Genomic DNA, 26,306 nt, shown 5'->3' with positions numbered 1-26,306 from the left:
ACGCTGGGAAATTAGACTGACATCTGGAGAGCCGGATACGCTGAGAGGTGTAAGTCCGGTTCGGAGGGGAGTTCTCGGAAACCTACCATAGCAATATGGCAAGGCGCCGGGTTCTTACCCTACTTGTGACCTCGGTGGCTCCCATCCCTATGGCCACCATGATGGGCAAGGAATGGGGCGGTATGGGCCAGAACTATCTGCGCTCGTTGATCGCCCTGGGCTTCCAGGCATTTCTCATCATCGTCTGTGTGGCGATCTACGCCGTGCTGGTGCAGAGTATTGCCACCGAATCCGACATCATTATGGCCATCTGGAGCTGCGTGGGCTATACGGTCCTGTTGTGCTTTACGCTCTTTAAGACCGGCAGCCTCGCAAAATCCGTTTTCAATGCACATTAACCAGGAAGGAGGTAATCCCTTTGGCTTATGTACCCGTACCCAAGGATCTTACGAAAGTCAAAACCAAGGTCGCGTTCAACTTAACCAAGAGGCAGCTTGTCTGCTTCGGCGGCGGTGCGCTGATCGGCGTACCGCTTTTCTTCCTGCTCCGGGGGCCTGTGGGAAACAGCGTGGCTGCCATGTGTATGATGCTGGTCATGCTGCCCTTCTTCATGCTGGCGATGTATGAAAAACACGGTCAGCCCCTGGAAAAGATCGTGGGCAATATCATCAAGGTGGCCGTCATCCGGCCCAAGGAGCGCCCGTATCAGACCAACAACTTCTATGCCGTTTTGGAACGGCAGGAAAAACTCGACAAGGAGGTGTATGACATTGTTCACGGTAATCAAAAGCTGGCTGCACCGGCTGTTCGGAAAAGACGAAAAGACCGCGCAGCCGGTTAATCAGAAAAAGATGAAAAAGCTGTCCCGCGCCGACAGAAAGCAGATCGAGGCTGCCATTGCCCGTGCCAATCGCACAGACAAAAAGAAAAAATCGGCTCAGGACAGTATCCCCTATGAACGGATGTGGCCGGACGGCATCTGCCGTGTGGCAGGCAGCCGCTACACAAAGACCATCCAATTCCAGGACATCAACTATCAGCTCTCGCAGAACGAGGACAAGACAGCGATCTTCGAGGGCTGGTGCGATTTCCTCAACTACTTCGACAGCTCCATTCAGTTCCAGCTGTCCTTTTTGAACCTGGCAGCCTCTGAGGAGACCTTTGCCCGCGCCATCAACATTCCTCTCCAGGGGGATGATTTTGACAGCATCCGGGTGGAGTACACCACCATGCTGCAAAACCAGCTGGCAAGAGGCAACAACGGTCTTATCAAGACCAAGTACCTGACTTTCGGCATCGACGCCGACAGCCTCAAGGCCGCCAAGCCCCGTCTGGAGCGCATTGAGACCGACATTCTCAACAACTTCAAACGCCTGGGCGTGGCCGCCGAGACCCTGGACGGCAAGGCGCGGCTGGCACAGCTTCACGGCATTTTCCACATGGATGAACAGGTGCCGTTCCGCTTTGAATGGGACTGGCTGGCTCCGTCCGGTCTGTCCACCAAGGATTTCATCGCGCCGTCCGGCTTCGAGTTCCGCACCGGCAAACAGTTCCGTATGGGTAAAAAATACGGGGCTGTTTCTTTTTTGCAGATCCTCGCCCCGGAGCTGAATGACCGGATGCTGGCGGATTTTCTGGATATGGAAAGCTCTCTGATCGTCAGCCTGCATATCCAGTCCGTAGATCAGATCAAGGCCATCAAGACGGTCAAGCGGAAAATCACCGACCTGGATAAATCCAAAATTGAGGAACAGAAAAAAGCCGTCCGCGCCGGATATGACATGGACATCATTCCCTCTGACCTTGCCACCTACGGTGCCGAGGCCAAGAAGCTCTTGCAGGATTTGCAGAGCCGAAACGAGCGAATGTTCCTTGTGACCTTCCTGGTGCTGAACACGGCGGACAATCCCCGGCAGCTGGGCAACAATGTGTTCCAGGCCAGTTCCATCGCACAGAAGTACAACTGCCAGCTGACAAGGCTTGACTTCCAGCAGGAAGAAGGGCTGATGTCTGCGCTGCCCTTGGGCCTCAATCAGATCGAGATTCAGCGGGGGCTGACCACCAGTTCCACGGCTATCTTTGTTCCGTTCACCACCCAGGAGCTTTTCCAGAACGGCAAAGAGGCGCTGTACTACGGTATCAACGCCCTGTCCAACAACCTCATCATGGTGGACCGCAAGCTGCTGAAAAACCCCAATGGACTGATTCTCGGCACCCCTGGTTCCGGCAAGTCCTTCAGCGCCAAGCGCGAGATCGCCAACTGTTTCCTGCTCACCAATGATGACATCATTATCTGCGACCCGGAGGCCGAGTACGCGCCCTTGGTGGAGCGCCTGCATGGGCAGGTCATCAAGATTTCGCCCACCAGCAGCAATTACATTAACCCTATGGATTTGAACCTGGACTACTCGGACGATGAAAGTCCGCTGTCTCTCAAGTCCGACTTCATCCTGTCTCTGTGCGAGCTGATCGTAGGCGGCAAAGAGGGCTTGCAGCCGGTTCAGAAAACCATCATTGACCGCTGTGTGCGGCTGGTGTATCAGGACTATCTCAATGACCCCCGCCCGGAGAATATGCCCATCCTGGAGGACCTCTACAACCTGCTGCGGGCGCAGGACGAGAAAGAGGCGCAGTACATCGCCACGGCGCTGGAAATCTATGTGACCGGCTCCCTCAATGTGTTTAACCATCAGAGCAATGTGGACATCAACAACCGTATCGTCTGCTACGACATCAAGGAGCTGGGCAAGCAGCTGAAAAAGATCGGTATGCTGGTGGTCCAGGACCAAGTGTGGAACCGCGTTACCATCAACCGTGCTGCCCACAAATCCACCCGTTACTACATCGACGAGATGCACCTGCTGCTGAAAGAGGAACAGACCGCCGCCTACACGGTGGAGATTTGGAAGCGGTTCAGAAAATGGGGCGGCATCCCCACCGGCATCACGCAGAATGTCAAAGACTTGCTTTCTTCCCGCGAGGTGGAGAACATCTTTGAGAACTCCGACTTCGTGTATATGCTCAACCAGGCGGGCGGGGACCGGCAGATTCTCGCCAAGCAGCTGGGCATTTCCCCTCACCAGCTTTCCTATGTGACCCACTCCAGCGAGGGCGAGGGCCTGCTGTTCTATGGCTCAACGATCCTGCCTTTCGTGGACCATTTCCCCAAGAACACCGAGCTGTACCGCATTATGACCACCAAACCCCAGGAACTGAAAAAGGAGGATGAATGACCATGAAACCCAACACCGAACTGAATACCATGATGTTTTTTGACGATGCCCTGGAGGGTGAGCGCACCCAGCTGCTCACCGAGCTGGCCGATGCCGTCAGCGAGACCCGCACGGCGGCGGATCAGGCTGCGGAGCTGAACGAGGACGGCGAAGCGGGCCTGCTGCGCCTGACGGAAATCTGGTGCGCCATGAACGGCGTCCCGGCCATCGTCATCTTCGAGGGCGGGCAGTCCGAGCTGCTGGCCAATGTGGTGGCGCAGATCTACGCCCATCTGCTTCAGCACCCCTCCCGTGACCCTGTGGGGCTGGCCGTCTATGTGGAGCTGCGCTACATGACGGCCTCCCTCATGTTGGGGGAATGGTTTGAATAAGGAACCGCGCCTGCGCTTTACGGACGAGGAACGGGCTGACCCGGCTCTGGAGAAGCCCATCCGTAAGGCGGACAAGGCCGCCGCCAAAGCAGACAAGGCGCAGGCCAAAATCCCCAAAAAGCAGGTCCGGCAAAAGACGGTGGACCCGGAGACCGGCAAAGTGACCACCAAGCTGGTGCTGGAGGACAAGAAGAAGCCGCCCTCCAAATTGTCCCATGCGGTGCGGGATACCCCCGCCAATGCCGCTCTGGGGAAGCTCCACAAGGAAATCCGGGAGACCGAACAGGACAATGTGGGCGTGGAGAGCGCCCACAAGTCCGAGGAGGCTGCCGAGACCGGCGTTAGGCTTGCACGGGAAGGCTACCGCAGCCACAAGTTGAAGCCCTACCGCAAGGCGGCCCAGGCCGAGCAGAAGCTGGAGAAGGCCAATGTGAACGCCTTGTATCAGAAGTCCCTGCGGGAAAATCCCCAGCTTGCCAGCAACCCCATCTCCCGCTGGCAGCAGAAACAGGCCATCAAAAAGGAATACGCTGCCGCCAAGCGCGCCGGTCAAGCTGTCGGGAACACCGCCAAGACTGCGGAGGCCACCGGCATGGCGGCCAAGGCGGTCAAGGAGAAAGCCCAGCAAGCGGGCGCGTTTGTCATGCGCCACAAAAAGGGCTTTTTGATTGCGGGTGCGATCTTCCTGCTGGTCTGTATGCTGCTCAACACCATGTCCTCCTGCTCCATGATGGCGCAGAGTATCGGTTCCGTGGTGTCCGGCACCACCTACCCGTCGGATGATCCTGAGCTGGTGGCGGTGGAGGCCGACTACGCTGCCAAAGAAACGGCGCTGCAAGCCGAGATCGACAACATCGAAAGCAGCCATCCGGGGTATGACGAGTACCGCTATGACCTGGATATGATCGGGCATGACCCCCATGAGCTGGCAGCCTACCTGTCCGCCGTGCTGCAAGGCTATACCCGGCAGAGCGCCCAGGCCGAGCTGGAGCGCGTGTTCGACGCACAGTATGAACTGACGCTTACCGAGGAAGTGGAGATACGATACCGCACCGAAACTTCCACGGACCCCGTGACCGGCGAGACGACCACCGAGGAAGTCCCGTATGAGTATTACATTCTGAATGTGAAGCTCACCAGCAAGCCCATATCTTCCGTGGCTTCGGAGCTGCTAACCCCGGAACAGCTGGAAATGTACCAGGTGTACCGGCAGACGCTGGGCAACAAGCCGCTGATCTTCGGCGGCGGCTCCCCGGATACGAGCAACTCCGAGGACCTGACCGGCGTGGTATTCGTCAACGGCACCCGCCCCGGCAATCAGGCCGTGGTGGACATAGCCAAAAGTCAGGTGGGCAATGTGGGCGGTCAGCCCTACTGGAGCTGGTACGGCTTCAATTCCCGTGTGGAATGGTGCGCCTGCTTCGTGTCCTGGTGCTACGGCCAGATGGGGCTGTCCGAGCCGCGCTTTGCCGCCTGCCAGTCCCAGGGTATTCCGTGGTTCCAGTCTCACGGACAATGGGGCGGGCGTGATTACGCCAATATCGCCCCCGGCGACGCCATCTTCTTTGACTGGGACCTGGATGGCAGCGCCGACCATGTGGGCCTTGTGGTCGGCACAGACGGCAGCCGGGTCTACACCGTGGAGGGCAATTCTGGCGACGCCTGCAAGATCAAGAGTTATTCCCTGTCCTACGAGTGCATCAAGGGCTACGGCCTGATGAACTGGTAAGGCCGATTTATGAGAAAAGGAGTGATTGAAATGGCTAAGAACAAAATCCAGCGCATTGACCAGGAGATTGCCAAGGTCCGCGAGAAGATCGCGGAGTACCAGGACAAGCTGAAAACCCTGGAGGCGCAGAAAACCGAGGCGGAGAACCTGGAAATCGTTCAGATGGTGCGCGCCCTGCGGCTGACCCCGGAGCAGCTGAACGCCATGCTCTCCGGTGGTACGGTCCCTGGCATGGCCGCTGCCTCCGCCAACTACAACGAACAGGAGGATACCGACCATGAAGAATAAGAAAATTTTCAAAACCCTTTCGGCCCTCTGCGCCGCCCTGGTGCTGATGATGGGCCTTTCCGTGACTGCCTTTGCCCAGGGAACGGAAGAACTTCCGGCGGAGGATGCCACCAACGACAGCAATGTGGTCGTGGAGGAAACCGAGGACAGTCCGGCCCTGACCCCGGATGGCAACGCCGCCCTGGTGGATGATTTCGGCGACAACAAGCAGCTCATCACCGTCACCACCAAGGCAGGCAACTACTTCTACATCCTCATTGACCGGGCCAACGAGGACAAGGAAACCGCTGTCCACTTCTTAAACCAGGTGGACGAGGCGGACCTGATGGCGCTGATGGAGGACGGTCAGACCACCCAGGAGCAGCCCGCCACCTGTACCTGTACGGAGAAATGTGTGGCCGGTGCGGTGAATACGGCCTGCCCGGTGTGTGCCACCAATATGAGCGCCTGCACGGGTAAGGAGCCGGAACCGGAGACCCCGGAAGAAACCCCGGAACCGGAAGAACCGGCGCAGAAACCCGCAGGACTGAATCCGGCCATTCTTTTGGCGGTGCTGGCTCTGATGGGTGGCGGCGGCGCTTTTGCCTACTTTAAGCTGGTAAAAAGCAGACCCAAGACCAAGGGCAACGACAATTTGGACGATTATGACTACGGCGAGGATGATACCGATCAGGAGGACGAGGACTCCTGGGAGACCGAGGAATCTGACGAGCCGGACGCTGACGGGGGCGGCGACGAGGAAAGCGAGGACAAGACGGTTTGACCCGCTTCACCGACAGCCCCTATGAACGCATGATGACACGCAGGCCGGAGGGCGGGAAGGAAACTTCCCGTCCTCCTACTTTATCTCCCGGCCACCCCTGTTATGGCTGCGGAAATTACCGTGACGGTCAGCCCTGCGTGGGATTCTGCCACCGGCAGCTGACCGCATGGCTGCGGGAAAGGAGGATGAAAAACCATGAAGCTGGTGATCGCTGAGAAACCGTCCGTTGCCCAAAGTCTGGCCGCCGTGATTGGGGCCACCGCCCGCAAGGACGGCTATCTGGAGGGCGGCGGCTGGCGGGTCAGCTGGTGTGTGGGCCATCTGGCTGGTCTGGCCGACGCCGACGCTTATAACCCGGACTACGCCAAGTGGCGCTATGACGATCTGCCCATTCTGCCGGAACCCTGGCAGATGGTGGTGAGCAAGGACAAGAAGAAACAGTTTGATGTGCTGAAGCAGCTGATGAACGCCCCGGATGTGACCGAAGTGGTAAACGCCTGCGACGCCGGACGCGAGGGGGAGCTGATCTTCCGCAGCGTCTATGAGCTGGCGGGTTGCCAGAAGCCCATGAAGCGGCTCTGGATTTCCTCAATGGAGGATTCCGCCATCCGGGAGGGCTTTGCAAACCTGCGCCCCGGTGCAGACTATGACGGCCTGCGGGATGCGGCCCTCTGCCGCGCCAAAGCGGACTGGCTGGTGGGTATCAATGCCACCCGGCTGTTTTCCGTGCTGTACCACCGGACCCTCAACATCGGACGTGTCATGTCCCCGACGCTGGCCCTCATTGTCCAGCGAGAAGCCGAGATCGACACCTTCAAGCCGGTGCCATTCTACACGGTCACACTGGAGCTGCCCGGTTTCACCGTTTCCGGGGAGCGCATGGCAGACAAGGCTGCCGCCCAACAGCTGAAAACGGCCTGCCAAGGTGCGGCTGCCACAGTGAAAAAAGTGGGGCGCAAAAACAAATCCGAGAAGCCGCCCGCCCTCTATGACCTGACCACCCTCCAACGGGACGCCAACCGGCTGCTGGGGTTCACCGCCCAGCAAACCCTGGACTACCTGCAAAATTTGTATGAAAAGAAGCTCTGTACCTACCCTCGGACGGACAGCCGCTATCTGACTTCGGATATGGCGGCGAGTCTACCGGAGCTGGTCCAGCTCACTGCCGGGGCGATGCCCTTTTCCAATGGCATGGAGATTGCCTGCAATGCCGCCCAGATTGTCAACGACAAGAAAGTGACCGACCATCATGCAGTGATCCCTACCCGCAACCTCCAGGGCGCGGACCTGTCCGGCCTGCCGGTGGGCGAAAAGGCGGTGCTGGAGTTGGTGGCTCTGCGCCTGCTGTGCGCCGTGGCCCAGCCCTATACCTTTGCGGAAACCGCCGTTGTTGTCGAGTGCGCCGGAGCGGAGTTTACTGCCAAAGGCCGCACAGTGAAAAATTACGGCTGGCGGGCGCTGGACGCTGCCTATCGCGCAGGGCTGAAGAATGTGGAGCAGGACAAAGAACCCGAGGACAAGGCTCTGCCTGAGCTGTCTGAAGGTCAGACGCTGCCCCTTTCTGGTGCTACCGTCAAGGAGGGCAAGACCACCCCGCCCAAGCACTTCACCGAAGATACGCTACTCTCCGCAATGGAGACTGCCGGGAAGGACGATATGCCGGAGGATGCCGAGCGCAAGGGCCTGGGGACCCCGGCCACCCGCGCCGGGATTCTGGAAAAGCTGGTTTCCACCGGCTTTTTGGAGCGCAAAAAGAGCAAGAAAACCGTGCAGCTCATGCCATCCCATGACGCGGTATCCCTTATCACCGTGTTGCCGGAGCAGCTGCAATCGCCCCTTCTGACTGCTGAGTGGGAGTACCGGCTGGGTGAGATCGAGCGTGGCGAGCTGGCCCCGGAGGATTTCATGGCTGGGATTAGTGCCATGCTCAAAGAACTTGTGGGAACCTATCAAGCTATCAAGGGAACGGAGTATTTGTTCAGCCCTTCCCACGAAGTGGTGGGCAAATGCCCCCGCTGTGGCGGAGAGGTTGCAGAAATGCAAAAAGGCTTCTTCTGTCAGACAGAATCTTGCAAATTTGCAATTTGGAAAAACAACAAGTGGTGGGAGATGAAGCACAAGCAACCTACCAAAGCCATCGTAACGGCACTGCTCAAAGATGGCCGCGCTCATGTGAGGGGCTTGTACTCCGAGAAAACCGGCAAGACCTACGATGCCACTGTGGTGTTGGCGGATGATGGGCAGTACGCCAACTTCAAGCTGGAGTTTGACCAGCAGAAAGGTGGCAAACGATGAAGCTCTCACGCTATGAACAGGAAACCATCATCCTCTACAACCAGGCCGAAGCCACCGCCGAGGTCTATACCCATGACCCCCGGCTGCTGGAGAAGCTGCGGCGACTGGCAGAGAAATACCCGGACCAGATTGTGAAAAAGGACCGCCAGACCTTTCTCGTTCCCAAACGCTGTGTGTCCGTCCGGGAACCTTACAGCGCCGAGCGCCGTAAGGCAGCCAGTGAACTGGCCAAGGCTGCCGGATACAGGCCGCCCACCCCCAAGAAAGGCAATGAGTAAGCATGGCTGAAAGTGTCTTTGAGGCTGTCAAGCAGTCCATCACCGTCCGAGAAGCAGCGCAGATGTACGGAATCGAGGTCAACCGGAGCGGCATGGCCTGTTGTCCCTTCCACGATGACAAAAATCCCAGCATGAAGCTGAACGAGGAATATTTTTATTGCTTTGGCTGCGGAGCCACCGGCGATGTGATTGACTTCACAGCGAGGCTCTACAATCTGTCCCCCAAAGAGGCCGCCGAGAAGCTGGCCCAGGATTTTGGCCTGGCTTATGACAGTCAGGCCCCTCCCCGGCGACGCCATGTCCGCCAGAAATCCGAGGCGCAGAAATTCAAGGAGGACCGAGACCATGCCTTTCGTGTCCTGGCCGACTACTTTCATTTGCTCCGCAAGTGGGAAACGGACTACACACCCAAAACACCGGAGGAAAATCCACATCCCCGATTCATGGAGGCAATCCAGAAAAAGGACTATGTGGGCTATCTGCTGGATTTTTTTCTGGAGAACAGCCCGGAGGAGCAAAAGCTGTGGATTGCCGAACATCAATCAGAAATAGCCAAATTGGAAAGGAGAGTGAAATTCATGGCTGATAAGACCACCAATCGAGAACGGTTACAAGAGATCACAGCGGGCATTGAACAGGGTATCAAGGAACTGTTTGAGAGCGAGAAGTATATGCGCTATCTGTCCGTCATGTCCAAGTTCCACCGCTACTCCGTCAACAACACCATGCTCATCTATATGCAGCGCCCGGACGCCACCCTGGTGGCCGGGTTCAACAAGTGGAAAAATCAGTTTGAGCGCCATGTGAAAAAGGGTGAGCATGGTATCACCATCATTGCCCCCACGCCCTACAAAAAGAAGATCGAGGAAATGAAGCGCGACCCGGATACTCATGCACCCATCCTGGACGCGGATGGCAAGGCGGTCATGGAGGAAAAAGAAATTGAAATCCCCATGTTCCGTCCGGTGAAGGTGTTCGATGTGAGCCAGACGGACGGAAAGCCCCTGCCAGAGCTGGCCTCCAGCCTGTCCGGGACGGTGCCGCACTATGAGGCTTTCATGGAAGCTCTGCGCCGCTCGGCTCCGGTTCCCATCGAGTTTGAGCCGATGGCCGAGAACATGGACGGCTATTTCTCCTCTGACCAGCAGCGGATCGCCATCCGGGAAGGCATGAGCGAGGTGCAGACTGTTTCCGCCGCTGTCCATGAGACCGCGCACAGTAAGCTCCACGACCCCAAAAAGTACGAAGCGGAGCCGACCTGGAAGATCGTGATGGTGAGCGAGGGCGGCACCAAGCATGACTTCCGTCTGGACTTCGCCACCGAAGCAGAGGCGGAACAGGCCGCCGCCGAGGAAGGCTGGCGCTATGTGGACGAGAATCGGTTTGAGTGGCGGTTGGAAGTGGAGGAAGATCTGACGGCGGTGAAACAGGCCGCCAAGAACCGCAACACCGAGGAAGTGGAGGCCGAGAGCATTTCTTATGCGGTTTGCCAGTATTTCGGCATCCAGACCGGCGAGAACAGTTTTGGCTACATCGCTTCCTGGTCGAAGGACAAGGAGCTGAAGGAGCTGCGGGCCAGTCTGGAGACCATCAACAAGACTTCCTGCGAGCTGATTAACGACATCGAGCGCAACTACAAGGAAATCTGCAAGGAGCGCGGCATTGACCTGACTGCCGCCACGGAACCGCAGCAGGACTCTATCGAGCAGCTGGCAGCAGACATCGACCAGTTCACTTTCGATTATGACCCTTATGAGTATCGGAACAATGCAGATAGCCGTGAGGACGCACTGCACGAACTGACTGCCACACTCCGAAGCGGAGATGCCAGCGGTGTACGCGAATGGCTCCAGAATATCGTGAACGAGGATGAACCGGATGAAACCACCCAAAAAGCTGCCGAGCTTATGGGACGCTTGGATCAGCTGGTGCCGATGACTGAACCGGAACAGCTGACCGAGCCGGAAAATACCGAAAGTGTCCAGCCCAGCGCCGAGTACCGGGAGGCCCTGTTGGTGCTGGATGATACCAGCTACCTTCATGTTCAGCCCTGCGACACCGGCTGGGACTACACGCTCTACGATGTGGCAACCATGAAGCAGATGGACGGCGGCCAGTTGGACGGGCCGGATATGGGCCGTTCCACAGCGGTTAGCCATATCTGCGAGGACCTGGGGATGGGCGGCAAGTCCATCAAGTATGCGCCGCTGTCCATGATCGAGACTTTGCAGGAGGCGGCTTACCACCAGATGCAGGAACAGGTCAGCCAGCAGACCACAGAAGCTGCCGCCACCCAGCTGCCGGATGCCCAGGAGCAGGCGTTGGACGAGTATCCCATGCCGGACCCGGCACTGACTCAGGATGATCTGGAGAAATGCGGCTACCTGGACGGTGACCTTCTGCCCCTCTCCAAAGAGCGAGCCTATGAGCTGATGGAGCGAGACCTGACCGTTTATATCGTCCAGGAGGGTGAAAACCCGGAAATGGCCTTTGACACTGCCGACCTGGACGCCCATGACGGTATCTTTGCTGTGTCCCGCGAGGAATGGGAGCAAAGCCCGGACTTTCACGAAAAAGTTTTGGAACGACAGGATCGGCAGTTGGAACGGGAACAGGCGTTTCTTTCCCATGAGGGAAATTGTTTTGCTATTTATCAGGTGAGCAAGGATGACCCGCAGAATGTGCGTTTTATGAATCTGGATTGGCTGCAATCGCACAATCTGTCCGTAGAGCGGAGTAACTATGACCTTATCTATACCGCCCCTCTGGACGGTTCCGGCAGCACTATGGAGCAGCTGGAAAGGCTGTATGAGCAGTTCAATCTGCAAAAGCCGGTGGATTTTCACAGCCCGTCTATGAGCGTCAGTGACATCGTTGCCATCAAGCAGAATGGTCAGGTATCCTGTCATTACTGCGACAGTGTTGGTTTCACCCAGGTGCAAGGTTTCTTGCCGGAAAATTCGCTGAGAAATGCGGAAATGACGGTGGAAGATGATTACGGCATGATCGACGGTATCATCAATAACGGCCCAAAGGAGCCGACAGTGGCCCAGCTGGAACAACAGGCCCGCAGTGGTCAGCCCATTTCTCTTATGGACTTGGCAGCAGCCGTCCATCGAGAGGAACGGGAAAAGAAAAAGTCCGTAATGGAGCAGCTGAAAAGCCAGCCCAAGACGGAACACAAAAAGACAGCGCAAAAAAAGAGCGCGGAAAGGGAGCTTTGATATGAACAACTTCACCTTTGAGGAAACGAACCTTCTTTGCATCTACAACACCGGCAGCCGCACCGGGCTGATCGACGCTCTGACGGAGATGCGCGGTGAGCTTTCGCCGGAGGAAGCCGAGCTGCGGGAACTGACGGACAGCGCCCTGGGTAAACTCCAAGCTATGAACGACACCGAGTTTGCCGAACTGGAGCTGTACCCAGATTTCGACGAGTAAAAAACACACATAAAGACCTGATGGGACGGCCTGATATGCCGTCCCATTTCTATTCAACATGAAGGGAGGACAGAAAACCATGCCATCCAAAGCTGAATTTTACCGGCAGATGGCCGAACAGGTATCGACCCAGCTTGTAGGCAGCTGGAAGGAGTGGACGGCTTTTCTCACCACCGCCGCCCGCCTTTATAAATACCCATTCCACGAGCAAATGATGATTTACGCCCAGCGCCCGGATGCCACCGCCTGCGCCGAGTATGACCTGTGGAATGAAAAAATGGGACGGTATGTGCGCCGTGGCTCCAAGGGTATTGCCCTGGTGGACGATTCCGGCGACAAGCTTCGCCTGCGCTATGTGTTCGATATTTCCGATACCGGCACCCGTGAACATTCCCGTACACCCTGGTTGTGGCAGCTGGAAGAACAGCACATTGGGCCTGTGTCGGCCATGCTGGAGCAAAACTACGGCGTTGCCGGTGACAATCTCGCCCAGCAGCTCACGGATGTAGCCGGAAAGCTGGCGAGTGAGTATTGGGACGATCATCAGAGAGATTTCCGCTATATCGTTGACGGTTCGTTCCTGGCGGAGTACGATGATTACAACATCGAAGTCCAATTTAAGTCCGCCGCCACCGTCAGTATCGCCTATGCCCTGATGTCTCGCTGTGGGCTGGATACGGAACAATATTTCCAGCATGAGGACTTCATGCCGATTTTCGATTTCAATACCCCGGCCACGGTTGGGGCGTTGGGCGCGGCGGTCAGCCAGATTAACCAGCAGGTTTTGCGGCAGATCGGCGTCACCATCCAGATCTATGAGCGCGAGCAACTCGCGGAAAGGAGCGTTACACATGGAGAACAGCCTGACTTACACGATGAACGGAGATTATCAGATTCCCGACCTGAAGCTGACCGAACAGCCGGAGAAGCCCCTGGGCAAGTACGGCAGGATGCGGAAAGCGTACCTGAAGGAACACCGGCCCCTGATTTACAATCAGCTGCTGCTGACCGAGAAGCTGTACCCGCACCTCATCGAGATCGACGAGACAGCGCAGAGCCGTCTGGAGCAGATGATGCCCCAGCTGGCGAAAGACGCGGGCGCGACGGAGCAGCTGAAAGCCAGCGACCCGATGCGCTGGGTGGGCCTGATGAACACCTGCAAAGCACAGGCCGAGGAGATTCTGATGGCGGAGCTTATTCACAGCTGAGTTTCTTCCTCTCCGAAGCAGAACAAATCAGAATCATAGATGAAGCAGAGAATGTGAAAACATCCTCTGCTTTTTCTTTTGCCCAGGCTGACATCGACCATGTGCTGCGGCTGGGCGGCAACACCTATCGCCAGAGAGAGCGCATTGTCGCGGCCTTTGAGGAGCAGAAGTCCACCACCGAGATCGCAGACACCCTGAAAACCCTGTACCATGGCGGCAACGGGATTGGCAGCATCACTGCATGGTATGCCGAGGATGGAATCCATCTTTCCCACGGCAAAACTGCCCGTTACGATAAGTCCGCCCAGGTCATTTCCTGGGAGAGTGCCGCTGAGCGTATCGGCCAGCTTTTGCAGGACGGCCAGTTTGCCACCAATGTGGAGCTGGCTGAGGCTGCGGGCTATGAACGCTCCCTCCTCGCGGAAAAGTTCTGGAATCTGTACCACGATTTCAGCGAGGAAGCCAGAGAAGCTGGGTATCTGCCCATCCTTTCCAACAATCCGGGGCGCGGTTTCCCGGAGGAATCTGCATGGCTCACCGAACAGCTGAAAAGCCCGGAGTTTCGCCAGAACCTTGCGGAAGAATATGCTGCCTTCTGGACGGCCTACCAGCAGGATCGGGATTTGCTGCGCTTCCACTACCATAAACCCAAAGAAATTTGGGAGAACCTGCAAGATCTGTCCTTGCCTCGCACCACCTTTACCTCTCAGTTGACGGAAGTACCTTCGGTCAAGCAGTTTATCTCTGAGGACGAGATCGACGCCGCCATGACCAGAGGCAGCGGATTTGAGGGCGGTAAGGGCCGAGTTTTCACCTTTTTCCAGGAACCCCATACGGATAAGGAAAAGGTGGATTTTCTCAAACATAAGTATGGTATTGGCGGTCACTCCCATGCCCTGTCCGGTGCAATGAAAAGCGATGAAAGCCACGACGGAAAAGGTCTGCACTACAAAAAAGACGGCTGCCCGGATGTGCATTTCACCTGGGAGAAAGTCGCCAAACGGATTACCGACCTGATCCAGAAGGGACGCTATCTCACAGAACAGGAACAGGCGGAGTATGACAAAATCCAGGCAGAAAAGGCCCTGGCGGAAGAAGATGCCCTGCAAGCCCAGCAGCCGGACCCGGCTGTGTGGGAATACAACGGCGTCAAGGAGCGCCACCCGGATGATATAATCCTCTACCAAATGGGGGATTTTTTTGAGCTGTACGGTGAGGACGCCAAAACTGCTGCTGCGGAACTGGACCTCAATCTCACGACCCGCGCTATCCCCGGCGGTGGCCGTGTGGAAATGTGCGGCTTTCCGGCAAACCGGCTGGAGCAGGTTGTGGAACAGCTGCGGGATAAGCATGATGTGACCATTTCCGCTGTCCCGAAGGGCGGCAGGGAGCGGCAGGAGTATTCCATGCCCTCTATCGACCATGAGGCGGAACAGCACATCAATGCCCAGGAAGCGGAGTTTGGCGCAGACGGGACCAGAGTATTTCAGGAGACCGAAGCAGCCGCAGCCCCTACGATTCGAGAACTGCATGAGCAATACAAGCCCATTGTACTTGCCGCTGTTATGGAAGATGTGCCATATCGCAATGCCTGCGGTCACAGTGACCATGAGAACGCCGTGATCGAGGGCAATGCCGCTATTCGCCGTGCTGTCCTGGGATCTGGCAACATGGAGCTGCTCCGCCTCTATTCCGACACACCGGAGTTCCGCCAGCGCCTTCATCGAGAAATCATCGACGAGACCTATCCCAAGCTCCATGAGCTGCTGCACCCTCTCACGGACAATGACATCGACAAGGCTATCCAGGACTGGAACGGCAAAATCGAAAGTAAACACGCCGTTGTCCGTTACATGGAGAAACATGGGCGGGAAAAAGATACCGCTGCATGGCTGGCCCATGAGTTTGACGGCGGCGATGGCAAAACCCCGTTTTCGGTTCGCCCGGAAAGCCCCGAAGGAACGGTGCTGCCCTGGCCCAAGGTACAGCGCCGGATCGCTCAGCTTATCAAGGAGGACCGGTTCTACACCGAAGCGGAACAGGACCGGTTCGACAACATCGACCCCATCGCCATTCGGGAGGCTTTGGCCGAGCGCGGCATTGTGAATGGTGAACTGGTGGATGAGGAAAAACTGGATAATGACCCATTCATCCAGCGTGTTATGGCGGATGTGGAGGCCATATCCAGAGAGAGCGTCCCGGCAGATGAGCCGGAACAGCCTTCTCCCCATAATTTGCGTGTTCTGGTTTCAGATGAGGAATACGCTGCGGCTCGTGGCACACTCCGGGAGCGAACCTCCTACGATCCAGCGGTTCCTCCTTACAATGTGGGTGATATTGTCTATCTGGATGACCGGCCCCATCAGATCACAGAGCTGCGGGATGACACGGTGCAGCTGCTGCCCACCGGCATGAGCTATCCCATCTACCGGGCTGAGAGCCGGGAACGGTTTGAGCAGCTTTTGCGGGAGGATAACCGCAACGACTTCTATACCGAATTCCTGCCTGCAAATCTGGATACGGTGGACCAGGACCTTCGGGATGTGCTGGCCCATGGCCTGATTGGTGAGGCGGACAAGGCGGAGCTTTCCGAGCTTCTTCGCAACGGCAAGAGTAACCAGGAGGTAGCCTTGTGGCTGAGCCGGGCCTATCCCAACATCGTGGAAACGATGGAGCTGGAGACCGGCGAGACCGCCGATTACCGCACGATGCCGGAAGGTATCGAGCTGGAAGTGCTGGATGCAGATGAAAAGCGTCTGGCCATGCTGTTCTTCCAGTGGAGCGAGGTTGCGCCTTTGCTGCGCGGGATGTATGCCCGTCAGTTGGACGGTTTTGAGCAGGAACGCCCCGAACCGGCTGCCGAAACCCCGGCCTTCCAAGCCGAGACTGTGGCTGTCTATCCGGGCGATAAGAACAATCTGCCCTATGATGTGGTTGTTCAGACCCTGCGAACCAATGAGCCGGAGCCGCCCACGCCTGCTGTCGAGCCGGAAAAGACTCTGGATGAGGTACTGGACGAACACCCCGTTTCCATTCAGGTAAACGGCGAGTGGCAGACCTTCCCCAATGTCAAAGCTGCCGAGGAAGCCTCTTATGAGGAATACAAGGCCAATCTGCGTCGCACCGCCGAGAATTTCCGTATCACTGACGATCACCTGGGCGAAGGCGGCCCCAAGGCTAAGTTCCAGGCCAATGTCGAGGCAATCAAGCTGCTGAAATACCTGGAGGAAACCACCGAGCAGGCAACGCCGGAACAGCAGAAAATCCTTTCTCGGTATGTGGGCTGGGGCGGCCTTGCCGATGCCTTTGACCCCGACAAGGAAAGCTGGAGCAAGGAATATGCCCAGCTGAAGGAACTGCTGACCCCGGAGGAATACGCTGCTGCCAGAGGTTCCACCCTCAACGCGCACTACACCAGCCCTACGGTCATCAAAGCGATTTACGAGGCTGTGGGCCGCATGGGATTTGAGACCGGCAACATCCTGGAGCCGTCCTGTGGTGTAGGCAATTTCTTCGGTATGCTGCCGGAGGAAATGCGAAACAGCCGTCTTTACGGCGTGGAGCTGGATTCCATCAGCGGGCGTATTGCCCAGCAGCTCTACCCCAAGGCCGACATCACCGTGGCAGGGTTTGAGACCACCGACAGGCGGGATTTCTACGATCTGGCGGTGGGTAATGTACCGTTTGGCCAGTATCAGGTTCGGGATAAAGCCTATGACAAGCTGAATTTCAGCATTCACAACTACTTTTTCGCCAAGGCTCTGGATCAGGTTCGTCCCGGTGGCGTGGTGGCCTTTGTCACCAGCCGCTACACGATGGACGCCAAGGATTCCACCGTGCGCCGGTATCTTGCTCAGCGCGCCGAACTGCTGGGGGCCATCCGTCTGCCCAATGACGCTTTCAAAAAGAACGCAGGTGCCGAGGTCGTTTCGGACATCATCTTCCTGCAAAAGCGTGACCGTCCGTTGGACATCGTGCCGGAGTGGACGCAGACCGGGCAGACCGAGGACGGCTTTGCCATCAACCGCTATTTCCTGGACCACCCGGAAATGGTGCTGGGCCGACAGGAACCGGAAAGCACCGCCCACGGCATGGACTACACCGTGAACCCCATCGAGGGGCTGGAGCTTGCCGATCAGCTGCATGATGCCGTGAAGTACATTCGCGGCACCTACCAGGAGGCCGAGCTGCCGGAGCTGGGCGAGGGCGAAGCCATCGACACTTCTATCCCTGCTGACCCCAATGTGAAAAATTACTCCTACACCGTTGTGGACGGCGATGTGTATTACCGTGAAAACAGCTGTATGGTACGGCCTGACCTGAATGCCACCGCCGAAGCCCGTGTGAAAGGACTGGTGGGTCTGCGAGAATGTGTCCAGCAGCTCATTGATCTGCAAATGGACGCCGCCACACCGGACAGCGCCATCCAGGACAAACAGGCCGAACTGAACCGGCTCTATGACAGCTTCTCTGCAAAATATGGTCTTATCAATGACCGGGCGAACCGGCTGGCCTTTGCTGATGATTCCAGCTACTATCTGCTCTGCGCGCTGGAAGTCATTGACGAGGACGGCAAGCTGGAGCGCAAGGCGGATATGTTCACCAAGCGCACCATCAAGCCCCACAAGGCGGTGGACACTGTGGATACCGCAAGTGAAGCTCTGGCCGTATCAATTTCCGAAAAAGCCTTTGTCGATATGGCGTATATGGCGGAGTTGACCGGCAAGACCGGCGACGAACTGGCCGCCGAGCTAAAAGGCGTGATCTTCCGTGTACCTGGGCAGTTGGAGAAAGACGGCACTCCCCATTATGTAACAGCCGACGAATACCTGTCCGGCAATGTGCGGCGCAAGCTGCGTCAGGCACAGCGGGCCGCACAGCAGGACCCTTCCTTTGCAGTCAATGTGGAGGCCCTTACCGCTGCCCAGCCCAAAGACCTGGATGCGTCGGAGATTGAGGTGCGCCTGGGCGCTACCTGGATCGACAAAGAGTACATCCAGCAGTTTATGTATGAGACCTTCGACACGCCGTTTTATCTCCAGCGCAATATCGAGGTCAACTATTCTTCTTTCACCGCTGAGTGGCAGATCACCGGCAAAAGCTCTGTAAGCCAGAACAATGTGGCAGCCTATACCACCTACGGAACCAGCCGTGCCAATGCCTACAAGATTCTGGAGGACAGCCTGAACCTGCGGGATGTCCGTATCTACGACACCATAGAGGATGCAGACGGCAAAGAGCGCCGGGTGTTGAATGCCAAAGAGACCACCCTGGCCGCCCAAAAGCAGCAAGCGATCCGGGACGCTTTCAAAGACTGGATTTGGAAAGACCCGGACCGCCGCCAAGCTCTGGTCCGCCAGTACAATGAGGAAATGAACTCCACCCGTCCCCGTGAATACGACGGCGGACACATTACTTTCGGTGGTATGAACCCGGCCATCACCTTGCGGGAACACCAGAAAAACGCTATCGCTCATGTGCTGTACGGCGGCAATACGCTGCTGGCACACGAGGTAGGCGCTGGCAAAACCTTTGAAATGGTGGCTGCCGCCATGGAGAGTAAGCGCCTGGGCTTGTGTCAGAAATCCCTCTTTGTGGTGCCGAACCATCTGACCGAACAATGGGCGTCGGAGTTTCTGCGGCTCTATCCTTCCGCCAACATTCTTGTCACCACCAAAAAGGACTTTGAGACCCACAACCGCAAGAAGTTCTGCGCCCGCATTGCCACCGGCGATTATGACGCCATCATCATGGGACACAGCCAGTTTGAGAAAATCCCCATCAGCCGAGAGCGTCAGGAACGGCTCCTTCAGGAGCAGATCGACGAGATCACCGAGGGCATTGCCGAGGTGAAGTACAGCGGCGGTGAGCGTTTCACGGTCAAGCAGTTGGAACGCACCAAGAAGTCCCTGGAAGCCCGGCTGGAGAAATTGCAGGCCGAGAGCCGCAAGGACGATGTGGTAACATTCGAGCAGTTGGGTGTGGACCGCCTGTTCGTCGATGAGGCGCATAACTATAAAAACCTGTTTTTATACACCAAGATGCGGAATGTGGCAGGTCTCTCCACAAGCGATGCCCAAAAGTCCAGCGATATGTTTGCAAAGTGTCGCTATATGGATGAACTGACCGGAAACCGTGGTGTGATTTTCGCCACTGGCACCCCCGTATCGAACAGCATGACCGAACTTTACACCATGCAGCGGTATCTCCAGTATGACCGCCTGCAAGAGCTGAACATGACCCACTTCGACTGCTGGGCCAGCCGCTTCGGAGAAACCGTCACGGCGCTGGAGCTGGCACCGGAAGGCACCGGCTACCGGGCAAGAACGAGATTCAGCAAGTTTTTCAACCTCCCGGAGCTGATGAACTTGTTCCGTGAAGTTGCCGACATCAAAACCGCCGATCAGCTGAACTTGCCCACCCCGGAGGTGGAATACCACAACATCGTGGCCCAGCCTACTGAACACCAAAAAGAGATGGTGCAGGTTCTCTCCGAGCGCGCCTCCAGGGTACACAGCGGCAGCGTTGACCCCTCAGAGGACAATATGCTCAAGATTACCGGCGATGGCCGCAAGCTGGGTCTGGACCAGCGTATCATCAACCAGCTGCTGCCGGATGAACCCGGCACCAAGGTCAATCAGTGTGTGGGTAATATCATGCAGATCTGGCGGGACGGCGAGGCTGACAAGCTGACCCAGCTGGTATTCTGCGACATTTCCACGCCCCAGGCAGCCCCCTCCAAAAAGGCAGCCAAACAGCTGGATAATCCCACACTTCATGCGCTGGAACAGGCTGTGCCGTTGGATGAGCCTGAGCCTGCCTTTACCATCTATGAGGACATCCGCCAGAAGCTCATCGCCCAGGGAATGCCCGCCGAGCAGATTGCTTTTATCCACGAAGCCAAGACCGAGGTGCAGAAGAAAGAACTGTTTTCCAAGGTTCGCACTGGGCAGGTGCGCGTCCTGCTGGGCAGCACCTCCAAAATGGGCGCTGGCACCAATGTGCAGGACCGGCTTGTGGCGCTCCATGACCTGGATTGTCCGTGGCGTCCGGGAGACCTTGCCCAGCGCAAGGGCCGTATCGAGCGCCAGGACAACCAGAATCCGCTGGTCCATGTGTACCGCTATGTTACCGAGGGAACTTTCGATGCCTACCTGTGGCAGACGGTGGAGAACAAACAGAAATTCATTTCGCAAATCATGACCAGCAAAAGCCCGGTCCGCTCCTGCGATGATGTGGACGAAACGGCGCTGTCCTTTGCCGAGATCAAGGCCCTGTGCGCCGGAGACCCCCGTATCAAGGAGCGCATGGATTTGGATGTGGAGGTTGCGCGTCTGAAGCTGATGAAAGCTGACCATCAGAGCAAGCAGTACCGCCTGGAGGATCAGTTGCTCAAATACTTCCCCCAGGAAATCGAAACTAACAAGGGGTTTATTAAAGGCTTTGAAGCGGATCTGGAGACCCTGGCCGCCCATCCTCACCCGGAGGATGGCTTTGCTGGAATGGAGATCCGGGGCGATGTGCTGACTGACAAAGAAAACGCCGGTGCAGCCTTGCTAGACGCCTGTAAGGAGGTCAAAGGCTCCGAACCGGTGCAGATCGGCAGCTATCGGGGCTTTACTATGTCCGTGGAGTTTTCCGCTTGGAAACAGGAATATACGCTCCTGTTGAAAGGCCAGATGACCCACCGGGCAAGCCTCGGCACAGACCCGCGCGGAAACCTCACCCGTATCGACAATGCACTGGCTCAAATGCCTCAGCGTTTGGAAGCCGTGAAAAACCAGCTGGACAACCTTTACCAACAGCAGGCCGCAGCCAAAGAGGAAATCGGAAAGCCGTTTCCCTTTGAGGATGATCTGCGAGTCAAGTCCGCCCGTCTGGTGGAACTGGACACGCTGCTGAACATTGACGGCAAGGGCCATGCCCAGCCGGAAACTGTGGTTGCCAAGAGCGCACGGCCTTCGGTGCTGGACAGCTTGAAGCGCCCGGTGCCACCCCGTAGCCCTGAAAAGAAACCGAAACAACATGAGGAGGTGCGATAACATGAATACCAACGATCTGAATACGGCCCTTTATGAGAAGATGGCCGCTGAACAGGACAAATACCGGGACTGGCTGAAAAGCCAGCCCCCGGAGGAAATCCTGCACCATACCTATGAGTACACCGTCCGGGAGGACATTGTGATGGCGATGGAGGACTTGGAGCTGACCGATGCCCAGGCCCAGGCGCTTTTGGATTCGCCTACACCGCTGGCCGATGTGTACCGTCACTTTGAGAAGCTGGAGACCGGCTACATGGATGTGATCCGGGACAGCATTGAAAACCGAGCGGATGATGTGTGTAAGGTTTTGGAAGAACAGCGGTCCATCCCTCTCTATCTCCATTCTGCCGCCTATGCGTCCCAGCATGGGGAGATGGCACAATATAACCGCTCTTATCAGGCAAACTTTGACTGTAAAGAGGCCATTGAACACGCCATCAGCGCCCACTATGCGGATAACCGACTGGATACGGAGTCTGCGGTTAAGGCGGTGCTGGAAAAGTTCGGGTCGGAACGAGTACAGTTCATCCTTGCCAACACCATCCAGCATAAGGACAGCGACGGTCGCGTTTCCCGTGACAACAAAGCCTGGGCAAAGACCATTCCCATGCCGGAGGACAGCGGCACTTCGCGCCACTGTGCTTATCTGGTTGTGGATGAGGTCAATCTTGGTCTGACCGATCTGTTTACACGGCAGGCACGAAAAACGCTTCAGGAACCGGAGAAAGGCTCTGTCTTGCAAAAGCTCAAACAGGAGCCTACCACCCACAAGCCTGCTTTATCGAAGAAACAGGAGCCGGAACGATGAGCGCCAAAAAGCGTAAACGGGATGTGCCGGTCCTGTTTTGGGTTTCCGATGCGGAGATGGAAGCGATCCAGCAGAAAATGGCACAGTTCGGAACAAAAAACCTGAGCGCCTATCTGCGGAAGATGGCTGTGGACGGCTATGTGGTACAGCTGGACTTGCCGGAGCTGAAGGAACTGGTATCCCTGTTGCGCCGAAGCAGCAATAACCTGAACCAGCTCACCCGACGGGTACATGAAACGGGGCGGATTTATGATGCTGACCTGGAGGATATAGCCCAACGGCAGGAGCAGTTATGGGAGGGCGTGAAAGAAATCCTAACCCAGCTTTCCAGGCTTTCGTAACAGGGATATATGCCCCAACTGCGGAGGGAGGAACGGCGTTCTTTTCGCCGCGCCTTCCTCCGTTTTTTCTTTTGCCCATATCCTTGTCTTTTTGAAATGTTGGAAGGATAATATGGGTAGAAAACAGATTGCCGCAAAGGAGTTGAGAATAGATGAAAACCTTTGAGAAGGTGTTGGAGATTTTTCGTGAGTATTTGGACTGTGATCTAGAGGAAGAAGTCCTCCCTTGTCGAGAAGGTTATCTCCGCGTCACATGGAATGGAGATTCCCGCTACTGTGTGGATGGACTTCTCAGCCGGACACCGGACGAACTATTCGAGGTGCTGTTATCTGATTATCGCAGCTATGAGGAACTGCGGCTAACCAAAGGATGCCGAGAAGTGACGGAAGAAGATGAAAGACAGGCAGAAATTCTCTGTCAGAGCTTTCGGGAACGATGGAAGGAGGAAGAAAAATGAGGGCGATCTGGTTCATTCTGAAACTGCCGTTGAAGATTTTAATGGCTCCGGTGATTCTGTCGCTGACCCTGTTCGTCTGGATTTGTGTGGGGATTGTCTATGTCTCCGGTTTGGTGCTGGGGCTTATCAGCATGGTGGTTGCCCTGCTGGGTGTGGCAGTTCTGATTACTTACTCCTTGCAAAACGGCATTATCCTGCTGGTGATAGCATTTCTCATTAGTCCCTATGGTTTGCCAATGGCTGCAATCTGGCTACTGGGCAAGGTACAGGACTTGAAGTTTATCATTCAAGATTTGGTTTATGGATAATATGAAAACCTCCGACGAATTTCGTCGGAGGTTTTATGGTTCTAGGTTATCTTCTTGAAAAAGCGGCGATGCAAAAAAGGTATCTATCCCAATCCCCATTCCTTGGCACATCTCATGAATGATCCGTAGCTTAACCGAATCATACGAGCAGTTGATGACATTTCCAATCGTAGACTTGGGAACACCGCTTTTCATATACAGTTGATATTGTGTCATTTTTCTTTCATCTAGTAATTCTAACAGACGTTTGCTTACCGCCTCGTTTAGCTTCATTCTATACACCGCCCCTGTGACTGTACTATATTTAGTATATGGGCAGTTTTGCTAAAATTGGTCCCTGTACCTGTACTAATAGAGCTATTTGCAGTATGATGGTAATAGGGGTGCCATCGTATGAACGTAACTTTTTGTGGCCATTCGCAAATCACAAAGGCAGACAATATTGCGAATTGGCTTCGCAATGTAACACAAGACCTAATTGAGCAAGGAGCAACAACTTTTTATCTTGGAGGATATGGAGAGTTCGACAGTTTAGCAGCGTCTATTTTACGGGAACAAAAGAAAAAGTATCCGCAAATCGAGCTGGTTCTTGTATTGGCATATTTGAACACTGGCCGGGATGTTTCTGGCTATGACAGTACCGTGTATCCACCGCTGGAAAACGTACCGCGCCGTTTTTCGATTTCTCATAGAAATCGCTGGATGGTAGAGTCCGCCGATGTAGTGGTGGCCTATGTTCTCCATGATTGGGGCGGAGCAGCCACAACGTTACGGTGTGCCAAACAGAAAAAGAAGCAGATTATTTCATATCGTGATGAAATGGGCAGCTGAGGTTGTCTATTTTGCTGCCACTTCATATTTCCAAAACTGTTGAACGTTAAGCTGTCGGTAAAATTATGCCGAATTTTCATCACTTTACTTTTGAACTAATATTGCTTATAATATTAGTGTGAAAGGAAGTGGTACGGTGGGACAATTTGAACAGCTGGATCAGCTGCTGGAAACACAGGATGGGATGCTGCGAACAGCTCAAGTAGTATCTGCTGGTATTTCTAAGCCTGTTTTTTATGATTATGTGCACTCACGGGAATTGGAGCGGGTCGCGCATGGAATTTATCTTTCCAAGGATGCCTGGGTCGATGCCATGTACTTACTTCATCTGCGGGTCGAACAGGCAGTGTTTTCCCATGAGACAGCTTTATTTTTTCACGATCTGACAGACCGCGAGCCGCTGGAATATACGGTCACAGTCAAGACCGGATATAATCCCTCCAAGCTGAAAGCAGAGGGCGTACAGGTATTCACCATTAAGGCGGAACTGCATGGGGTGGGCCTGACAACGGCTCAGACACCATTTGGGCATACAGTTCCTGTCTATGACCTGGAGCGCACCATCTGCGACCTGCTCCGCAGCAGGAACAACATGGAGATGCAGACTTTTCAAGGGGCATTAAAGATGTATGCCAGAAGAAAAGACAAAGACCTGCGGACATTGATGCGGTATGCCGGTATGTTCCGGGTAGAAAAAATTCTGCGGCAGTATTTGGAGGTGCTTTTATGATAAAAACAGCAAGGCAGTTGAAGGATCTGATCCGCAATCTTTCCAGAAAAAAATCTGCGGACGCCCAGCTCTTGATGCGGAACTACATGATGGAGCGTTTTCTGGAGCGTATCTCCCTTTCTGAATATCGTGACAAATTTATTCTGAAAGGCGGTATGCTGGTAGCGGCTATGGTTGGTCTGGATGCCCGTTCCACGATGGATTTGGACGCTACTGTAAAAGGAGCCAATGTCAATGTGGAGGACATAGAGAATTTGATTTCCGCTATTGTGAGTGTCCCGCTTGATGATGGCGTCAAATTCCAGCTGAAAAGTATTTCGGAGATTATGGATGAGGCGGAATATCCGGGGATTCGCGTAAATATGACTACAACCTTTGACGGTGTGGTGACGCCTTTGAAGATTGACATTTCCACAGGGGATGCCATTACCCCCAGGGAGATCCGCTACTCTTTCAAGCTGATGCTGGAAGATCGCTCCATTGATATTTGGGCGTACAATCTGGAAACGGTTCTGGCCGAAAAGCTGGAAACGATCATTACCAGAACTACCACCAACACCCGCATGAGAGATTTCTATGACATTTATATTCTGGAACAGCTGCATGGGAATACATTGGACCCTCAGATTCTCCATGATGCGCTGCGGGCCACTGCTCACAAACGCGGGACAGAACGACATCTTGCAGAAGCTGCCGAAGTTTTTGAGGAAGTGGAGAACAGCTCGGTTATGCAGAAACTTTGGGAATCGTACCGCAAAAAATTTTCCTATGCGGCAGATCTGGAGTGGAACATCATCATGGGGGCGGTGCGCAGTTTATACGCTCTCAGTGAAAAGGAATCGAGCCTATGAAGAAGCACGGCCATTATTGTAAAGTCTGCGGAGAATATAAGGCTAATGAAAAATTTTCCGGCAAAGGTCATGCGGCGCACGTCTGTAAATCCTGTGCTTCTTTGCCGCCGGAGAAGCAAGCGGAGCAAATGACAATAAACCGCTTGCTGAATCTCCCATGGAGATTATCAAAGGAGCAGATTTCCTGGCTGAAGAACCGAATGAAAGATAAGCGCCGGGAAGTTCGTGCGCTGGCAAAAGAACAATACGAGATGAGGTTTCCTCCGAAGCGGTTAGAGGACATCGAGGACAATTTTGATTTTCTCGATGAGGACGATTTAATAGAATAACA

General features: G+C 55.5%; 21 protein-coding genes and 3 pseudogenes. 22 read left to right on the top strand and 2 right to left on the bottom strand.

The features are described 5' to 3' along the window. Positions 1-119: 119 nt before the first annotated feature. The 12 genes and pseudogenes from LKD70_RS11910 to LKD70_RS11855 all read left to right on the top strand — a co-directional run. Positions 120-398, top strand: a pseudogene (locus LKD70_RS11910) (VirB6/TrbL-like conjugal transfer protein, CD1112 family); the annotation flags it as partial. A 20-nt stretch (positions 399-418) separates the two neighbouring features. Next, complete coding sequence (locus tag LKD70_RS11905) at positions 419-841, top strand: PrgI family protein (RefSeq protein WP_002578789.1); 423 nt, start codon at positions 419-421, stop codon at positions 839-841. A 10-nt stretch (positions 842-851) separates the two neighbouring features. Then, positions 852-3,233 (top strand): VirB4-like conjugal transfer ATPase, CD1110 family, encoded by a 2,382-nt coding sequence (locus LKD70_RS11900; protein ID WP_002578788.1) that lies wholly within the window; start codon positions 852-854, stop codon positions 3,231-3,233. A gap of 2 nt (positions 3,234-3,235) precedes the next feature. Further along, positions 3,236-3,604 carry a DUF3851 family protein gene (locus tag LKD70_RS11895; RefSeq protein WP_002578787.1) on the top strand — a complete coding sequence of 123 codons (369 nt, stop codon included), beginning with the start codon at positions 3,236-3,238 and terminating at the stop codon, positions 3,602-3,604. Then, positions 3,597-5,333, top strand: a complete 1,737-nt coding sequence (locus LKD70_RS11890; RefSeq protein ID WP_002588927.1) for a CD1108 family mobile element protein — start codon at positions 3,597-3,599, stop codon at positions 5,331-5,333. The genes LKD70_RS11895 and LKD70_RS11890 overlap by 8 nt, the downstream gene beginning before the upstream one ends. Before the next feature lie 30 nt (positions 5,334-5,363). After that, positions 5,364-5,621: a DUF4315 family protein gene (locus LKD70_RS11885; protein WP_002588926.1), complete on the top strand. Its 258-nt coding sequence runs from the start codon at positions 5,364-5,366 to the stop codon at positions 5,619-5,621. After that, complete coding sequence (locus LKD70_RS11880) at positions 5,611-6,384, top strand: DUF4366 domain-containing protein (protein ID WP_002588925.1); 774 nt, start codon at positions 5,611-5,613, stop codon at positions 6,382-6,384. Before LKD70_RS11885 ends, LKD70_RS11880 begins: the two co-directional genes overlap by 11 nt. A 195-nt stretch (positions 6,385-6,579) precedes the next feature. Beyond that, positions 6,580-8,679 (top strand): type IA DNA topoisomerase, encoded by a 2,100-nt coding sequence (locus LKD70_RS11870; RefSeq protein ID WP_002588924.1) that lies wholly within the window; start codon positions 6,580-6,582, stop codon positions 8,677-8,679. After that, a complete protein-coding gene (locus tag LKD70_RS11865; protein ID WP_002588923.1) occupies positions 8,676-8,957 on the top strand; it encodes a hypothetical protein in 282 nt (93 codons plus the stop codon). Before LKD70_RS11870 ends, LKD70_RS11865 begins: the two co-directional genes overlap by 4 nt. Before the next feature lie 2 nt (positions 8,958-8,959). Next, positions 8,960-10,670: pseudogene (locus LKD70_RS18950) on the top strand (CHC2 zinc finger domain-containing protein); the annotation flags it as partial. Between the two features lie 284 nt (positions 10,671-10,954). Continuing rightward, a pseudogene (locus tag LKD70_RS18945) lies at positions 10,955-12,181 on the top strand (YodL domain-containing protein); the annotation flags it as partial. Between the two features lies 1 nt (position 12,182). After that, entirely contained in the window at positions 12,183-12,398 is a 216-nt protein-coding gene (locus tag LKD70_RS11855) for a transposon-transfer assisting family protein (RefSeq protein WP_002588921.1), read from the top strand. Positions 12,399-12,447: 49 nt separating this feature from the next. Here the strand turns inward: LKD70_RS11855 and LKD70_RS11850 are convergent, their stop codons facing one another. After that, a complete protein-coding gene (locus tag LKD70_RS11850; RefSeq protein WP_072853160.1) occupies positions 12,448-13,251 on the bottom strand; it encodes a hypothetical protein in 804 nt (267 codons plus the stop codon). Here LKD70_RS11850 and LKD70_RS11845 point away from each other — a divergent pair. The 6 genes from LKD70_RS11845 to LKD70_RS11820 all read left to right on the top strand — a co-directional run bounded on the left by LKD70_RS11845 (position 13,250) and on the right by LKD70_RS11820 (position 23,563). Next, the gene (locus LKD70_RS11845; protein ID WP_072853158.1) at positions 13,250-13,606 is read left to right on the top strand and encodes a TnpV protein; all 357 of its coding nucleotides are present in this window, start codon (positions 13,250-13,252) and stop codon (positions 13,604-13,606) included. The two genes, LKD70_RS11850 and LKD70_RS11845, sit on opposite strands and share 2 nt — an antisense overlap. Before the next feature lie 53 nt (positions 13,607-13,659). Beyond that, positions 13,660-21,648: a MutS N-terminal domain-containing protein gene (locus tag LKD70_RS11840; RefSeq protein WP_227708216.1), complete on the top strand. Its 7,989-nt coding sequence runs from the start codon at positions 13,660-13,662 to the stop codon at positions 21,646-21,648. Between the two features lies 1 nt (position 21,649). Next, positions 21,650-22,456: a DUF3848 domain-containing protein gene (locus tag LKD70_RS11835; RefSeq protein ID WP_002578490.1), complete on the top strand. Its 807-nt coding sequence runs from the start codon at positions 21,650-21,652 to the stop codon at positions 22,454-22,456. Then, a complete protein-coding gene (locus LKD70_RS11830) occupies positions 22,453-22,797 on the top strand; it encodes a plasmid mobilization protein (protein ID WP_002578491.1) in 345 nt (114 codons plus the stop codon). The genes LKD70_RS11835 and LKD70_RS11830 overlap by 4 nt, the downstream gene beginning before the upstream one ends. 152 nt (positions 22,798-22,949) lie before the next feature. After that, positions 22,950-23,255 carry a hypothetical protein gene (locus LKD70_RS11825; protein ID WP_002578492.1) on the top strand — a complete coding sequence of 102 codons (306 nt, stop codon included), beginning with the start codon at positions 22,950-22,952 and terminating at the stop codon, positions 23,253-23,255. Beyond that, a complete protein-coding gene (locus LKD70_RS11820; protein ID WP_002578493.1) occupies positions 23,252-23,563 on the top strand; it encodes a CD1845 family protein in 312 nt (103 codons plus the stop codon). The genes LKD70_RS11825 and LKD70_RS11820 overlap by 4 nt, the downstream gene beginning before the upstream one ends. Positions 23,564-23,596: 33 nt before the next feature. On the opposite strand, the gene LKD70_RS11815 is transcribed toward LKD70_RS11820, so the two are convergent. Next, positions 23,597-23,836 (bottom strand): helix-turn-helix domain-containing protein, encoded by a 240-nt coding sequence (locus LKD70_RS11815; RefSeq protein ID WP_002578494.1) that lies wholly within the window; start codon positions 23,834-23,836, stop codon positions 23,597-23,599. 120 nt (positions 23,837-23,956) lie between these two features. Here LKD70_RS11815 and LKD70_RS11810 point away from each other — a divergent pair, with 120 nt between their 5' ends. The 4 genes from LKD70_RS11810 to LKD70_RS11795 all read left to right on the top strand — a co-directional run bounded on the left by LKD70_RS11810 (position 23,957) and on the right by LKD70_RS11795 (position 26,304). Beyond that, complete coding sequence (locus LKD70_RS11810) at positions 23,957-24,394, top strand: hypothetical protein (RefSeq protein ID WP_002578495.1); 438 nt, start codon at positions 23,957-23,959, stop codon at positions 24,392-24,394. Positions 24,395-24,530: 136 nt separating this feature from the next. Beyond that, on the top strand, positions 24,531-25,124 hold the full coding sequence (locus LKD70_RS11805) for a type IV toxin-antitoxin system AbiEi family antitoxin domain-containing protein (protein ID WP_002578496.1): 594 nt from the start codon (positions 24,531-24,533) through the stop codon (positions 25,122-25,124). Further along, on the top strand, positions 25,121-25,975 hold the full coding sequence (locus LKD70_RS11800; protein ID WP_002578497.1) for a nucleotidyl transferase AbiEii/AbiGii toxin family protein: 855 nt from the start codon (positions 25,121-25,123) through the stop codon (positions 25,973-25,975). Before LKD70_RS11805 ends, LKD70_RS11800 begins: the two co-directional genes overlap by 4 nt. Then, a complete protein-coding gene (locus tag LKD70_RS11795) occupies positions 25,972-26,304 on the top strand; it encodes a hypothetical protein (RefSeq protein ID WP_002578498.1) in 333 nt (110 codons plus the stop codon). The genes LKD70_RS11800 and LKD70_RS11795 overlap by 4 nt, the downstream gene beginning before the upstream one ends. The last annotated feature ends 2 nt before the right edge of the window (positions 26,305-26,306 follow it).

Source organism: Ruminococcus turbiniformis (assembly GCF_020687545.1).
GTDB lineage: Bacteria > Bacillota > Clostridia > Lachnospirales > Lachnospiraceae > Mediterraneibacter > Mediterraneibacter turbiniformis.
This window is presented reverse-complemented; position numbering and strand designations above follow the sequence as displayed.

What these genes read in the sequence shown, in the direction of transcription:
- LKD70_RS11815 (WP_002578494.1), bottom strand. Translation starts at nt 23,836, where the DNA reads ATGAAGCTAAACGAGGCGGTAAGCAAACGTCTGTTAGAATTACTAGAT.
- LKD70_RS11855 (WP_002588921.1), top strand. Translation starts at nt 12,183, where the DNA reads ATGAACAACTTCACCTTTGAGGAAACGAACCTTCTTTGCATCTACAAC.
- LKD70_RS11885 (WP_002588926.1), top strand. Translation starts at nt 5,364, where the DNA reads ATGGCTAAGAACAAAATCCAGCGCATTGACCAGGAGATTGCCAAGGTC.
- LKD70_RS11795 (WP_002578498.1), top strand. Translation starts at nt 25,972, where the DNA reads ATGAAGAAGCACGGCCATTATTGTAAAGTCTGCGGAGAATATAAGGCT.
- LKD70_RS11835 (WP_002578490.1), top strand. Translation starts at nt 21,650, where the DNA reads ATGAATACCAACGATCTGAATACGGCCCTTTATGAGAAGATGGCCGCT.
- LKD70_RS11850 (WP_072853160.1), bottom strand. Translation starts at nt 13,251, where the DNA reads ATGTGTAACGCTCCTTTCCGCGAGTTGCTCGCGCTCATAGATCTGGAT.
- LKD70_RS11880 (WP_002588925.1), top strand. Translation starts at nt 5,611, where the DNA reads ATGAAGAATAAGAAAATTTTCAAAACCCTTTCGGCCCTCTGCGCCGCC.
- LKD70_RS11810 (WP_002578495.1), top strand. Translation starts at nt 23,957, where the DNA reads ATGAACGTAACTTTTTGTGGCCATTCGCAAATCACAAAGGCAGACAAT.
- LKD70_RS11830 (WP_002578491.1), top strand. Translation starts at nt 22,453, where the DNA reads ATGAGCGCCAAAAAGCGTAAACGGGATGTGCCGGTCCTGTTTTGGGTT.
- LKD70_RS11895 (WP_002578787.1), top strand. Translation starts at nt 3,236, where the DNA reads ATGAAACCCAACACCGAACTGAATACCATGATGTTTTTTGACGATGCC.
- LKD70_RS11845 (WP_072853158.1), top strand. Translation starts at nt 13,250, where the DNA reads ATGGAGAACAGCCTGACTTACACGATGAACGGAGATTATCAGATTCCC.
- LKD70_RS11800 (WP_002578497.1), top strand. Translation starts at nt 25,121, where the DNA reads ATGATAAAAACAGCAAGGCAGTTGAAGGATCTGATCCGCAATCTTTCC.
- LKD70_RS11900 (WP_002578788.1), top strand. Translation starts at nt 852, where the DNA reads ATGAAAAAGCTGTCCCGCGCCGACAGAAAGCAGATCGAGGCTGCCATT.
- LKD70_RS11825 (WP_002578492.1), top strand. Translation starts at nt 22,950, where the DNA reads ATGAAAACCTTTGAGAAGGTGTTGGAGATTTTTCGTGAGTATTTGGAC.
- LKD70_RS11820 (WP_002578493.1), top strand. Translation starts at nt 23,252, where the DNA reads ATGAGGGCGATCTGGTTCATTCTGAAACTGCCGTTGAAGATTTTAATG.
- LKD70_RS11865 (WP_002588923.1), top strand. Translation starts at nt 8,676, where the DNA reads ATGAAGCTCTCACGCTATGAACAGGAAACCATCATCCTCTACAACCAG.
- LKD70_RS11870 (WP_002588924.1), top strand. Translation starts at nt 6,580, where the DNA reads ATGAAGCTGGTGATCGCTGAGAAACCGTCCGTTGCCCAAAGTCTGGCC.